The organism is Hydrogenophaga sp. ZJX-1, from assembly GCF_048590325.1.
Lineage (GTDB): Bacteria > Pseudomonadota > Gammaproteobacteria > Burkholderiales > Burkholderiaceae_C > Hydrogenophaga.
Genome location: NZ_JBMBRA010000003.1, coordinates 95,863 through 109,697 on the forward strand (window position 1 = coordinate 95,863; position 13,835 = coordinate 109,697).

Sequence of the window (13,835 nt, forward strand, 5' to 3'; positions counted from 1 at the left end):
CTATCGCTGGTCGAGAAAAGCGTGAACCGCTCGCAGCTCGATCTCAAAATCGGCCATCAGCGGATCGAGCACCGAGATGTGCGGCGTGGGGCGTGTGACGGCGGTCTCTTCGATGTCGGCACAGATCTGACCGAGGCGCGCCGCGCCGATGGCCCGTGCGGTCGACTTCAGCTTGTGGGCGAGATCCGACATGGTCCGCACCTCGCCGCCGGCGTGGGCCTGGGCCATCGCCAGCGCCGAGCCGGCCGTGCCCGCCCGAAAGGCCGCCAGCACCTCCTGCACCCCCTGCGTGTCATCACCGAGCAGATCGGCCAGCACGCCGAGGTTGACCGGTGGCGATGCGGTGGTGGCCGCTTCGTCGGCCACGGCCACGGCCCCGCTCGGCCGCGCTGACGCGGGCCGCAGCCAGGCATCGATGGTCGATTTCAGCTGTGCCAGGCGAACCGGCTTGCTCAGGTAGACGTCCATGCCGATCTGGTGGCAGCGCAGTTCTTCCTCGCGCAGGGCGTTCGCGGTCAAGGCGATGATGGGCAGGCGCGGACCGTCACCCTCCTCGGCCCGCACCGCGGCGGCCAGCGTGTAGCCATCCATGATCGGCATGTGCAGGTCGGTCAGCAGCAGGGCATGGCCCTTCTGGCGCCAGCAGGCCAGGGCCTCGGCACCGTTGGCCACCATCTCGGAGCGGAAACCAAGCAGCGAGAGCTGCTGGGCCAGGACCCGCTGGTTGATCTCGTTGTCTTCCGCCACCAGGATCAACGGTTTCGCTTCGTGGCGGCCCGCATCAGGCTGCGGCGCCGGATGCCGCGGGACCGGGACGGTGTCCTCCCCGGCCAGCGGCGGCTCGACCGGTGCCTCCGTCGGCTGGAGCCCGGCCGCCAGGGCCACGCTGTGCAGGAATTTGTCGCGGTGCAGGCATTCACCGTACAGCCACATCGGGTCCGCCTTTTGCAGGCGCGGCCGGCGCTGGCTGCCCCGCTCGATGACCACGAAGGCCAGCGCCAGCTCGGGGCGCTCCGACCCGACGGCACGGCAGGCCGCGAGCATCGGTTCGCTGCCTTCGGTGGCGTCTTTGGCGCCGGCGATGACGACGACGCACCGCCCGGGGCCGACACGGCGCAACCACGCCTGCGCCTGCGCCACGGTCTGCAGGCAGCTCGCGACGGCGCCCGCGTGGTTCAGGTAGTCGGCCAGATCGGCGGCCGGACCGGCGGCAGCGCTCACCACCAGGCAGGACAGTCCCGCCAGCGGCTGCGGCATCGGCGCGGGCTTCGTCCCGTTGTCGGACCGCTCCCGCACGATGGGCAGGTGCACCGTGAAAGTCGACCCCTCACCCGCCGCACTGCGCACCGTCACTTCGCCCCCCATCAGCGTCAACAGGCGGTGCGAAATGCTGAGCCCCAGCCCGGTGCCGCCGAAGCGCCGGGTGGTGCTGGCGTCGGCCTGGGTGAACGGCGAAAACAGGCGCGCCTGGGTGTCGGCGTCCATGCCGATGCCGTTGTCGGACACCTCCAGCGCCAGCGTGTCGCCGCCGGCCGGGCCGGCCACGCGCAGGGCGCGCAAGGACACCGAGCCGGGTCGCGACAGCCCGTGGCTGAACTTGATCGCGTTGCCCACCAGGTTCATCAGCACCTGCCGCAGCCGCGCGGCGTCGCCCAGCATGCCTGGCGGCAGGCGCGGGTCGGTGTACAGGTGGAGGCAGACACCCTGGTTCACGGCCAAGGGGTACAAGGCATCGCTGACCCCCTCGACAACCGCCGTCACGTCCATCGGCTCGTGATCGATGTCGAACTGGCCGGCTTCGATTTTCGAGAAGTCCAGCACGTCATCGACGATGGCCATCAGCGCGTAGGCCGATTCGCGCGCAGTCTTCACCAGCTCGCGCTGTTCCGGGTCCAGACGGCTCTCTTCCAGCACGTCAATCATGCCGACCACACCGTTCATCGGCGTGCGGATCTCGTGACTCATCGTCGCGAGGAAAGCGGACTTGGCGCGGTTGGCCTGCTCGGCCAGCTCACGCGCCTGCTCCAGTTCCAGGGTGCGGTGGCGCACCCGTTCTTCGAGCCCGGCGTTCAGCTCAAGCAGCGTCTGTTCGCTGCGGCGGCGTTCGCTGATGTCGCGTATGACGGAGACGAAGTGCGTGAAGCCCTCGCCGGCCGTGGCCACCGGTGTGATGTCGATCTCGACGGCGTACTCCCGGCCATCCTTGGTGGTCCGCATCAGTTCGGCGTGCACCGGCGCGAAACAGTCGACCGCGTCGCGGATGCGCGCCAGCTCGGCCGCGTCCGTCGAGGGGCCGTCGAGCAAGCCGGGGGACCGGCCGATCACCTCCTCCCGCGCGTAGCCGGTCAGGCGCACGAAGGCATCGTTGACGAACACGATGCGCCGGCCGTGCTGCAGTTCGGGTGCCGGCTCGGTGATGATGACGACGTCGTTCAACTGCGCCACGCTGGCTTCGAGCAGATTCAGCTGCTGACGCGCTGCGCGGGTGGCGGTGACGTCGCGGAAGTACACCGACAGCCCGTCGTCCGTCGGGTGGCAGTCGACGCCGAACCAGGCCTGCAACGCCGGGTAAAAGGCCTCGAAGGTGACCCCCGTTTCACCGCCCATCGCACGCTGGTAACTGCGGTCGAAGACCGTGCCCACCCCCTCGGGGTAGATCTCCCACAGCACGCGCCCGAGCATGGTGCCGCGCGTGCGCCCCCACAGGCGCTCGGCCTCGCGGTTGATGTAGGTGAAGCGCCAGTCGCGGTCGACGGTGAAAAAAGCGTCGCTGATGCTTTCGAGCGTGTTGCTCAGCCGTTGCGCCAGCTTCTGGGTCTCCAGCGCCGCCAGCTTGCGCTCGGTGATGTCCTGCAGCGCGCCCTGGATGCGCACGATGCGGCCCTCGGCGTCGCGCACCGCTTCGCCGATGGTGCGCACCCAGAAACGGCGTCCGGTGGCCGATACCTTCTCGGCTTCCAGGTCGTAGGGCGTGCCGGACGCGATGCAGCGCTGGACGGCTGCCTGGACAGCGGCGCGGTGCTCGGGGGCGAAGGCGGCCAGGCCCTGCTCCATCGAGGGCGAATAGCCGGCCGGTTCGTCGTGCAGGCCGGCAACCATGTCGGACCAGTGCAGGCGCCGCTGAACCACGTCGAAGGTCCAGCCGCCGACCTTGGCGCTGCGGCCCGCCATGTCGAGCATCGCCTTGCTGTCGCGCAGTGCCTGCTCGGCCAGCCGCTCGTCGGTGATGTCGCGGGCGACGCCGATGACGCCGATCACCTCGCCCCGGGCGTTGCGGTAGGGCGCACGCGTCGATTTGAAGACACGCCGGCCGCTCACGCCGGTGAGCCATTTTTCTGAGGTGTGCACCTCGCCCGTTGCGAACAACGTGCGGTCGTTCTCGACGATCTGCGCGGCCTCCGCTGCGTCGTACAGGTCCCGGTCGTCGCAACCCAGGATCTGTTCGACCGTGCGCCCCGTGAAATGGGCCAGGGCGTTGTTGCAGAGCAGATACCGACCTTGCAGGTCCTTGACATAGACGATGTCGGGCGTGCCGTTGGCCACGGCTTGCAGCAGTTCCGCACTGCGAACGTAGGCCTGCTCGGCCCGCAGCGCGGCTGCCACCGCCGGATCCCGGACCGTGAGCAGCAGCTTGCTGCCAGCCCGGTTGGTCACGGTGTCGATTTCATCCGCTGTCAACGCCTGCAGCTGCTGCTCCACATCGTGCAGGGTCTCGATGAGCGCGGCGATGCGCGCCTGGCGGCCGGGATCGGCGTCAGGGGGACCTGCCAGCATCACAGGACGCTGCGCGGCAGGCTCAGGGCACGCGCCGGGTTCCCGGCCTTGCCGGCGGTGGTGGCTGGAGAGAGCGGTGCGGTCATGGGATTGTTGGAGGGAATCGAACGTGTCGGTCTGGCCGAGCATCCTGGTTTCAGCGGCCAGCGCTGCTGGCCACGCAGGCCACACAGAAAACCCGGAGTGTAGAGATACATCGCCGAAAGCCCCATAGGCTCGCGTACTTATTGACCACGATCACCGCCGGGCACACCGGATTCGATGCGCATCCCGGCCGAGGTCCACTCCCGACAGCGCCGGGAGCGCATGAACACATCGTCATCGCCGACCAGGACCATCGGGCGAACCCCTTGCGTGACGGGCTGTTGGGTTCAGTATGGCGCGCGCCATCAAGGCGTCTGTGCGACAGCACACCCACTCCGGGCACTGGGGTGTGCGCAAGCGCACAGACCGGGGGCAACGGCGGGGTGAATGATCTCCTTTCCAGCCTCGGATAACCGCTTCCAGGCGCCCTCGCCCACCCTGAAAGGCCCGTTCCATGAACCGCCTCGCTGACCTGCCCGTCACCGCCCAACCGCCTGTCCTGGCGTCGATCCCGGTCCCGTCGCCCGTGCCCTGGCCCGAACCCGAGCCTTCGCTGCCGCCGGGGCAAGCGCCGTCACCCGACGGCGTGCCGCAGCCCCTGGAACCGCTGGACATACCGCCTCAGATCCCACCCGAGATCCGCGAGCCGCACCAGCCCGGCGAACACCTCCCTCTCAGCACCGACCCGGGCCTTTCACCCCCAACGCGCCACTGACGCACAGGAGCCAATCATGAATCCATCCACTTCTCCTCTGGCAAAGCCGGTACCGCTTGACGGCGACCTCGCCGAGCAGGCCCGTCCCGGCCACGGCATTCCGTCGCAGGACCTGAACCCCGCAGCCCAGTCCCTGCTGAACCCCGAGGACGCCCAGCGCGAGGCCAACTCGGTGCTGACGGGCGGCGGCGTGGTGGCCGGTGCGGCCGCCGGTGTGGCCATCGGCAGCGTGGTCGCTGGCCCCGTGGGTGCGGTGGTGGGCGGCACGGTGGGGGCCGTTGCGGGCGCCCTGGGTGGCGCCGCGGCCGGCAGCTTGGTGGGCCCTGAGGATTCAAGCGCAGTCGACCAAGCGCAAGCGACTGCGGTCCGCGCGGGCAACGCCGCAAAACCTGTGGCCTCACACGCCACCAACCTCAATCTGGAGAAGACGATGCAACGACTCAAAGACGTGATGAGCCACGACGTGCAGGTGATCGGCCCCGACGCGACGCTCCGGGAGGCCGCAGCCCGGATGCGGGACCAGGGCTTCGGGATGCTTCCCGTGGGCGAGAACGACCGCATGATCGGCGCGGTGACCGACCGCGACATTGCCGTGCGGGCCGTCGCCGAAGGCAAGGACGGCGACACGCTGGTCCGCGACGTGATGTCGAATGACGTGATCTGGTGCTATGACGACGACACCGTGGAGAAAGGCGCCGACACGATGAGCAAGTGCCAGGTCCGGCGCCTGCCGGTGGTGAACCGCGAAAAGCGCCTGGTGGGCATCGTGTCGCTCGGCGACTTTGCCGTCGCAGCCGACGACATCCAGCCCAGCGCTGACGCCCTGGTCGGCATCTCGCAGCCCTAGGGCCTGTTCACGGGCACGGTCGGCCGGCCTGGGGCGCGGAGGCACGGCCCTGCTGACCACCGCGTTCATCCTGCTGGTACTGATCGGACTCAGACGCCTCGAAGTGCGCAAGGCGCACAAGGCTTCCCGGTTGATCGCCTTGCCGAAGGTCGGCACCGATGACGCCATCGACACCGGGCGGAGGGTCGATCGGTATTGACCGTGACCTGCGGCTGCGCGGTGCAGGCGGTCAGCCCGGCCGCTGCGGAATGGCCGGTGGCGGGGCGACGGGCTTGGGCTTGCCACGTTGCGCGAACACCCAGGTGAACTCCGCGCCGAGCAGGAAGACCTGCGCCGAGTAGTACACCCACAGCAGCAGCACCACCAGCGACGATGCGGCGCCGAACACCGAGGCCACCGCGCTGCGGCCGATGTACAGGCCGATCAGCGTTTTTCCGACCGTGAACAACAGGGCGGTGATGAAGGCGCCGATCCACACGTCGCGCCAGGCGACATGGGTCCTGGGCATCCACTTGTAGATCATCGCAAACACCGCGGTGATGAACGCCAGCGTCAACACAAAGTTGACGGCATCGGCCACGACCGCGAATTCGCCGAACCAGGGCGCCCACCATTTGCCCAGCGCGGCCATCAAGGCGCTGAGCACCAGTGAAACCAGGAGCAGGAAGCCGATGCCCAGGACCAGCCCGAGCGAGAGCAGGCGCACCCGGAAGAAGTCCCGCACGCCATTGAAGTCGGGACGGGGCGGCACCTGCCAGATGCGGTCCATGGCGTTCTGCAGTTCGACAAACACGGTGGTGGCACCGACCAGCAACGTGCCCAGCCCCACCAGCATGCCCATCAGGCTCGCGGCGGGCTTGTTCAGGCTCTCGAGCACCGTGTTCAGGGTGGTGGCGCTGTCCTCGCCCACCATCAGGGATATCTGCGCAAAGATCTCCGCCCGGGCAGCCGCTTCACCAAAGAAAAAGCCGGCGACCGAAATGACGATCAGCAGCAACGGCGCGATCGAGAAGAGCGTGTAGAAAGCGAGTGCCGCACCCATGCTGGGCGCGTAATCGTCAAGCCACGCATTCACCGTCGAGGTGAGCAGGCGCCAGATCATCCAGGCTTCCGATCAGTGGGTTGGCGTCAAGAAGCACCCGCGCGCGCAGGTCGAGCAGGCTCCGAAATTTCGGCCAGGGTGAGCCCCGCCATTTCAGGGTCCGACCTGGCCGCCAGGTCGCCCAGCGAGAGCATGCCCACGAGCCGCTGGGCACCGTCCAGCACGGGCAGCCGACGGATCTGTGATGCCTGCATCTTCGCGATCACTTCTTCAAGCGCCTCATGTTCAAAAACGCATTCCACCTGTTCCGTCATCAACTCGCTGAGCGGGGTGGTGGCCATCGGCACCTCCAGCGCGACGCCGCGCACCACGATGTCGCGGTCGGTGATCACGCCCATCACGCGCGCGCCCTCAACGATCGGCAATGCGCCGACGTTCAGCGCCTCCATGGCCTTGGCCGCGAGCAACACCGTGTCCTGCGGCGACATGGACCACACGCCTCGCGTCATCACGTCTTTGACCTGTTGCATGGCGGGCTCCTGGTTGGGTTTGGCGTCGGAACGCGCGCTCATCCGGAGGGGTGCGCGCAGGGGGCGAATGCGAGGTTTGAGGCGATGCGGGGCCGGGATTTCAGAATTCTTGAATAACGGGCCGGTTTGCGTCGGTGCGATAGCGCACACACTAGAAACGGTCTTGCGCCGGCTCGGCTTCGCGCACGGCGGGACCGGTCTGCGCCAGCGTCATCCACACATGAAACGGCAGGCGCTCAATGGCGCGGCGCGGCGCTTCGCGGGCGATGCTGAGTTCGCCGTCGCGGGCGTACATCACGCCGCACTCGGGCGGCACCTCTTCGGGTTTTGCGATGGGCCGGCCCTTGGCGTCGTGCCCGAGCACGTACCAGCAGGCGCTGGCCATCTCCAGGTAGGCGGCGCGCTTGGCGGGCTTCTTCAGGTCGCCCAGCAGGTCGGCGCGGCTCACCTTGATTTCGTGCACCACCGGCTCCAGGTAGGACTCGACCGAGCTGCGGCGGATGGAAAACACATCGGGGCAGGCCATGCACCAGGCGTGTTCTGGGGCTGCAGAGTCGGGAATCACTTCGGATTCAAACGCCGCCATCTGCGCCGCCCAGCCGGGCGCGGGCTCCGCCGCCATGGGCGCGGCGGCCTCGCCCAGCAGCAGCGCGCGCGGCAGCGGCACGCGCAGCATCAGCCCGCGCCAGGCCAGGCGACCCGCGCGCGTCATGGCCACGGCCACCTGCTCGACCAGGGCCTCGTGCGGCGAGCGCGCGGCCTTGTTGCTGGCGAACACGCGCGCCAGCGTCTGGATGCCGGCGTCGGTCACGCGCAGGGTTTCGTGGCCGTCGGCGGACACCCGGCGCTCCAGCAAGCCGGCCGCCAGCAGCTCGACTTCCACCATGTCGGCGCAGGGCCAGCCGGCCGAACGGTAGATATCGCGCAGGCGCCGGTGGTGCTGGCGGTTGAGCGGGGGTGGTTCGGGGGACAGGGCGGACTCCATGAACTGACTATATAACCAGTACGATGACCCCTACAAGATGAGCCCGACCGAGAACACCGCCACGCCCCGACTGGTTGACGAAGCCGCCGCCGACGCCCCGCTGGGCGCCGTGGCGGTGCGCACGCTGTGCGATTTCGCGGCGCGCCGGGGCGACCTGGATCTGCGCTTCACGCCCTCGCCTTCCGGCAGCGAAGGCGTGGCCGGCCATGGCGAGGTGACGTCGCGTCGCGGCGCGGGCTACCAGCGCGAAGTGCCGCTGGCCAGCCAGTGGCATGGCCTGCGCGTGCAGGGCCGGGCGGACGGCTGGGATGCCAGCGCCCAGCGCCTGGAAGAGATCAAGACGCACCGTGGCGACGCCGCGCTGATCGCGGACAACGCGCGCGCCCTGCACTGGGCGCAGGCCCGGGTCTACGGCTGGATGCTGTGCGAACAGCTCGGGCTGGAGCGCATCGAACTGGTGCTGGTGTACTTCAACATCGACACCGGCCAGGAAACGCCGCTGTCGGAAACCCAGAGCGCCAGCGCCCTGCGCGCGCACTTCGAAGACCTGTGCGAACGCTACAGCGGCTGGGCCCGGCAGGAGCGCGCTCACCGCGCCGCGCGCGACGCCGCCTTGCGCGCCATGGCCTTTCCCTTCCCCGAGTTTCGCGCCGGCCAGCGCACGCTGGCCGAGGCCGTCTACCGCGCCCACGCGGCGGGCCGCGTGCTCATGGCGCAGGCGCCCACCGGCATCGGCAAGACGGCGGCCACGCTGTTCGCCGCGCTCAAGGCCGCGCCCGCGCAGGGGCTGGACAAGCTCTTCTACCTCACCGCGCGCACCACCGGCCGCCAGCTCGCGCTGGACGCGCTGGCGCGGCTCGGCGCCGCCGGCCAGGCGCCCACGCGCCCGGTGCTGCCGCTGCGCGTGCTCGAACGTGTGGCACGTGACAAGGCCTGCGAACACCCGGACAAGGCCTGCCACGGCGAGTCGTGCCCGCTCGCGCGCGGCTTCTACGACCGCCTGCCCGCGGCCCGCGCCGCCGCGGCGCAGGCCGGCTGGCTGGACAAGACCGCGCTGCGCGAGCTGGCGCTGGAACACAGCGTGTGCCCCTACTACCTGGGGCAGGAGATGCTGCGCTGGAGCGACGTGGCGGTGGGCGACGTGAACCACTTTTTCGACATCGGCGCCCACTGGCACGGCCTCACGCTCGAACACGGCTGGCAGAGCGCGCTGCTGGTGGACGAGGCGCACAACCTGATCGAACGCGCCCGCGCCATGTACAGCGCCCAGCTCGACCCGGCGGCCTTCCAGGCGCTACGCCGCAGCGCACCGGGCGCGCTGAAAACGGGCCTCGACCGGCTGCACCGGCAGTGGAACGCGCTGGCGCGGGAACAGGCGGGTGATTACACCGTGCTGCCCGAACCACCCGGCCCCTTCACCGCCGCGCTGCAGCAGCTCTGCGGCGAGATCGGCGACCACCTGGCGCTGCACCCGCAAGACGCCACCGGCGGTCCGCTGCAGGCCTGGTTCTTCGACGCGCTGCACTTCCAGCGCGTGGCCGAGCTGCACGGCGACCACAGCCTCTGCGACCTCACGCGCACGCCCCACCCTGCCCCGGGCACGCGCGTGGCGCAACCGCTGATCAGCCTGCGCAACCTCGTGCCAGGTCCGCTGCTGCAGGACCGCTGGAGCGCCGTGCGCAGCGCCACGCTGTTTTCGGCCACGCTCGCGCCCATGGACTACGTGGCCGACCTGCTGGGCCTGCCGGCCGACACCCTGCGCGTGGACGTGCCCTCGCCGTTTGCCGGCGAACAGCTCGCGGTGCGCGTGGCGCCGCACATCTCCACCCGCTGGACCGACCGGCTCGCTTCGCTCACGCCCATGGCCGACACCATGGCTGCGCAGTTCGCGGCCGAGCCCGGCAACTACCTCGCGTTTTTCAGCAGCTTCGACTACCTGGCGCAGGCGCTGGACCGGCTGCAGCAGCACCACCCGGCGATCCCGGTCTGGGCACAGTCGCGCGGCATGGGCGAGCCCGAGCGCGAGGCCTTCATCGCCCGCTTCACCGACAGCGGCCAGGGCATCGGTTTTGCGGTGCTCGGCGGCGCGTTCGGCGAAGGCATCGACCTGCCGGGGCGCCGGCTCATCGGCGCCTTCATCGCCACGCTGGGCCTGCCGCAGGTGAACCCGGTGAACGAACAGCTCAAGGCCCGGCTGCAGGCGAAGTTTGGCCGCGGTTACGACTACACCTACCTGTTCCCCGGTGTGCAGAAGGTGGTGCAGGCCGCGGGCCGCGTGATCCGCAGCGAGCAGGACCACGGCACGGTCTGGCTGCTCGACGACCGCTACGCGCGCGCCGAGGTGCGGCGGCTGTTGCCGGCGTGGTGGGTGGTTGACCGCCGACCCCTGGGCTGAATCCCCGGCGATCAGCCCCGCGGCGGCGCGTCGACCTGGCCCCGCAACCACTGCGCCAGATCGCTGAGCACCTGCCCGCCCAGCGGCGAGACCGCCGTGAAGTGGATGCAGGCGTGGATGCCGTCCGGGTAGTGGCGGTGCTCGGTGGCGACGCCCGCCTGCTGGATGCGCCGCGCCAGCGCGTGGCCTTCGTCGCGCAGCGGGTCGTGGCCCATGGTGGCGACCCAGCTCGGCGGCAGCGTGGCGAGTGTGGGCGCGCTCAGCAAGGCGAAGTCCGGGTGCCGGGTGAGTTCGCTGCGCCCCCCCAGGTAGCTGTCGATGAACCATTGCATGACGCCGAGGGTGAGGAACTTGCCCTCGCCGTTCTCGGCCATTGAGGCGCTGGGCTCGCTGTGGTGCTGCGCCACCGGGTAGATCAGGCCCAGGGCGCGCGGCTTGATCGTGCCGGCCCTGTGCAGGCAGGCGACGGTGGCCAGCTGGGCCCCCGCGCTGTCGCCCGCCAGGGCGATGCGCGACGGATCGGCGCGCAGCTCGCGCGCATGCGTGGCCAGCCATTGCAGCGCGCAGACCACGTCCTGCACGGCGGCGGGAAACGGGTGCTCGGGCGCGAGCCGGTAGTCCACCGCCACCACCACGGCGCCCACGTCGTGGCACAGGGTGCGGCACACCGCGTCGTGGGTCTCGAGGTCGCCGATCACGAAGCCCCCGCCGTGCACGTAGAGCAGCGCGGGCAGTGACCCGGTGGCGTCGGGGTGGTAGATGCGCAGCTGGAGCGGCCCGCCGGAGCCCGGGATGCTGCGGTCTTCCGTGGCCACCGCCGGCGGCGGCAGGCCCAGGCCCGCGGCCAGGTCGCGGTATATCTGGCGCCCGACCGCGGGCGGCAGCGACTCCAGCGGCGGGTTGCCCTGCGCGGCGGCCTGGGCCAGAAAGCTGGCGAGGCCGGGGTCCATGGGGGCACGGGGGAGCGTGGTGGTGACGGTCATGGTGTTCTCTGTTGGGGGGCAAAAAAACGCTCGGGCGCTCAGGCCGCAGCGGGTTCGGGGTGGGGCCCGGGCGCCTCGGCCGCTGGCGTGCGGGCGGCCTGGGCACTGGGCAGCAGGAAGTGCGCGAGCGCGGGCAGCAGCACCAGCGCGCCCACCATGTTCCAGACGAACATGAAGGCCAGCAGGATGCCCATGTCGGCCTGGAACTTGATGGGCGAAAACGCCCAGGTGCCCACGGCCAGTGCCAGCGTCACGCCGGTGAGCATCACCACGCGGCCGGTGAACTGCAGCGCGTGCGCATACGCTTCGGCCAGGCTGGCCCCGGCGCGCAGGCGGGTGAGCGTGACGCTGAGCACGTAGAGCGCGTAGTCCACGCCGATGCCCACGCCGAGCGCGATCACCGGCAGCGTGGCCACCTTCACACCCATGCCCAGGCCCACCATCAGCGCCTCGCACAGGATGGAGGTGAGCATGAGCGGCAACACCGCCACGATCACCGCGCGCCAGGAGCGGAAGGTGATCCAGCACAGGATCACCACCGCGGCGTAGACCCACAGCAGCATCTCGCGCATGGCCTGGCGCACCACGATGTTGGTGGCCGCGTCGATGCCGGCGCTGCCCGCGGCGAGCTTGAAGCTCAGCTCGGGCGAGTCGTTGTCGGCCTTGAAGCGTTCCACCTCGGCCACCACGCGCTCCAGCGTTTCGGCCTTGTGGTCTTTCAGGTAGACGTAGAGCGCCAGGAACGAGCAGCTCTGGTTGAACAGCTCGCGCGGCGCGCGGGTCTGCACCCCGCCCAGGGCGCTTTCGTTGGGCAGCAGATCGAACCACTTCAGGTGCCCTTCGTTGTAGCCCACCATGGCCAGCTTGGACAGCGCGGCCATGGAGTTGGTGGACTCCACGCCGGGCAGTTGCTCCAGCTGCCATGCCAGCGCGTCCAGCGTGGACAGCGCGCCGTAGCTGGTGCAGCGGTCGGGCGGTGTGGTGGCCATCACGGTCAGGATGTCGGTGCTGGCCGCGTAGTGCGAGATCAGGTAGGCGTTGTCCTGGTTGTAGCGCGAGTCCGGGCGCAGCTCGGGTGCGCCCGGGTCGAGGTCGCCGATGGACAGGTGCAGGCTCACCGCGAAGCCGGCCACGGCCAGCAGCGCGCCCGTGCCCACCGCGACGGCGGCGGCGGGCTGCCGGGTGAAGCGCGTCAGGCCCGACCACAGCCACGAGCGCTGCAGGGCCTCGGCCGAGTCCGCGCGCAGGCTGCGCGCGGCCGCCTTGGGGCTCACGCCCACGTAGGACAGCAGGATGGGCAGCAGCAGCAGGTTGGTCACGATCAGCATGGCCACGCCGATGCTGGCGATCAGTGCCAGGTCCTGGATCACCTTGATCTGGATGATGAACAGCACCGCGAAGCCCACCGCGTCACACAACAGCGCGGTGGCGCCGGCCACGATCAGGCGCCGGAAGGTGTAGCGCGCGGCCACCACGCGGTGTGTGCCGCGCCCGATGTCCTGCATGATGCCGTTCATCTTCTGCGCGCCGTGGCTCATGCCGATGGCGAACACGAGGAAAGGCACCAGCACCGAATACGGGTCGAGCTCGAAGCCCAGAAGGCTGAGCAGGCCGAACTGCCAGACCACCGCCACCAGTGAACACGCGACCACCAGCGCCGTGCTGCGCTTGCACTGCGTGTAGCCGTAGAGCAGGGCCGTGGTGATGGCCAGCGCCAGCAGGAAGAACAGCAGCACCTGCTGCAGGCCTTCGATCAGGTCGCCCACCACCTTGGCGAAGCCGGTCACGCGGATCTGCAGCGCATCGCTGTCGTAGCGCGCGCGCAGCGCCTCGATCTGGCGCGAGAGGTCTCCGTAGTCCAGCGCCTGGCCGGTCTCGGGGTGGCGGTCGAGCAGCGGCACGAAGACGATGCTGGACTTGAAGTCGCCCGCCACCAGCTGGCCGATCTCGCCCGAGCGTTCCACGTTGGCGCGCAGCTCGGCCAGGCTTTGCGGCGAGCCGTCGAAGGCATCGGGGATCACCGGCCCGCCGTCCAGGCCTTCTTCGGTCACGGCCACCCAGCGGGTGTTGGAGGTCCAAAGCGACTTCATGAACGGGCGGTCCACCCCGGGCAGCAGGAAGATCTCGTCGTTGATCTTCTGCAGCGTCTCCAGGTACTGCAGGTCGAAGATCGTGCCCTCCTTGGCCTGCACCACCAGGCGCAGCGCGTTGGTCTGGCCGCCCAGGTCGGCCTTGTGCGCCAGGTAGTTGGCGATGTAGGGGTGGCCGGTGGGAATGGTCTTCTCGAAGCTGGCGTTGAGCTGCAGCCGCGTGGCCTGCCAGCCCAGCACCAGGGTGAGCAGCAGGCTCAGCAGCAGCACCCAGGGCCGGTGGTTAAAGAAGGCGCGTTCGATGAGCGAGCCCGAGGCCGGGTCAAAGTCCTCCAGCCGCGTGACGACGGGCTGGGCGTCGAGGGGGGAATCGTGGTTCATGGAAACGGG

At 69.6% G+C, this 13,835-nt stretch carries 9 protein-coding genes and 1 pseudogene; 4 read left to right on the top strand and 6 right to left on the bottom strand.

From position 1 onward, the window contains the following. Positions 1 to 3,774, bottom strand: a complete 3,774-nt coding sequence (locus ACN5W5_RS09310; protein WP_420048264.1) for a PAS domain-containing protein — start codon at positions 3,772 to 3,774, stop codon at positions 1 to 3. A 538-nt stretch (positions 3,775 to 4,312) separates the two neighbouring features. Here ACN5W5_RS09310 and ACN5W5_RS09315 point away from each other — a divergent pair. The 3 genes and pseudogenes from ACN5W5_RS09315 (at position 4,313) to ACN5W5_RS09325 (ending at position 5,420) form a co-directional block, all read left to right on the top strand. After that, positions 4,313 to 4,573, top strand: a complete 261-nt coding sequence (locus tag ACN5W5_RS09315; protein WP_420048265.1) for a hypothetical protein — start codon at positions 4,313 to 4,315, stop codon at positions 4,571 to 4,573. Positions 4,574 to 4,589: 16 nt separating this feature from the next. After that, a pseudogene (locus ACN5W5_RS09320) lies at positions 4,590 to 4,910 on the top strand (hypothetical protein); the annotation flags it as partial. 114 nt (positions 4,911 to 5,024) lie between these two features. Beyond that, the gene (locus tag ACN5W5_RS09325) at positions 5,025 to 5,420 is read left to right on the top strand and encodes a CBS domain-containing protein (protein ID WP_420048731.1); all 396 of its coding nucleotides are present in this window, start codon (positions 5,025 to 5,027) and stop codon (positions 5,418 to 5,420) included. Positions 5,421 to 5,649: 229 nt separating this feature from the next. On the opposite strand, the gene ACN5W5_RS09330 is transcribed toward ACN5W5_RS09325, so the two are convergent. From ACN5W5_RS09330 to ACN5W5_RS09340, 3 genes are all read right to left on the bottom strand, one after another. Continuing rightward, the gene (locus tag ACN5W5_RS09330) at positions 5,650 to 6,522 is read right to left on the bottom strand and encodes a YihY/virulence factor BrkB family protein (RefSeq protein ID WP_420048266.1); all 873 of its coding nucleotides are present in this window, start codon (positions 6,520 to 6,522) and stop codon (positions 5,650 to 5,652) included. 26 nt (positions 6,523 to 6,548) lie between these two features. Further along, positions 6,549 to 6,992, bottom strand: a complete 444-nt coding sequence (locus ACN5W5_RS09335) for a CBS domain-containing protein (RefSeq protein ID WP_420048267.1) — start codon at positions 6,990 to 6,992, stop codon at positions 6,549 to 6,551. A gap of 151 nt (positions 6,993 to 7,143) precedes the next feature. Then, a complete protein-coding gene (locus ACN5W5_RS09340; RefSeq protein ID WP_420048268.1) occupies positions 7,144 to 7,977 on the bottom strand; it encodes a hypothetical protein in 834 nt (277 codons plus the stop codon). A gap of 37 nt (positions 7,978 to 8,014) precedes the next feature. Here ACN5W5_RS09340 and ACN5W5_RS09345 point away from each other — a divergent pair, with 37 nt between their 5' ends. After that, positions 8,015 to 10,372, top strand: coding sequence for an ATP-dependent DNA helicase (locus ACN5W5_RS09345; protein ID WP_420048269.1), 2,358 nt, complete (start codon positions 8,015 to 8,017; stop codon positions 10,370 to 10,372). 11 nt (positions 10,373 to 10,383) lie between these two features. On the opposite strand, the gene ACN5W5_RS09350 is transcribed toward ACN5W5_RS09345, so the two are convergent. Next, positions 10,384 to 11,355 carry an alpha/beta hydrolase gene (locus ACN5W5_RS09350; protein ID WP_420048270.1) on the bottom strand — a complete coding sequence of 324 codons (972 nt, stop codon included), beginning with the start codon at positions 11,353 to 11,355 and terminating at the stop codon, positions 10,384 to 10,386. Between the two features lie 38 nt (positions 11,356 to 11,393). Then, the gene (locus ACN5W5_RS09355) at positions 11,394 to 13,826 is read right to left on the bottom strand and encodes an efflux RND transporter permease subunit (protein WP_420048271.1); all 2,433 of its coding nucleotides are present in this window, start codon (positions 13,824 to 13,826) and stop codon (positions 11,394 to 11,396) included. Between the last annotated feature and the right edge of the window lie 9 nt (positions 13,827 to 13,835).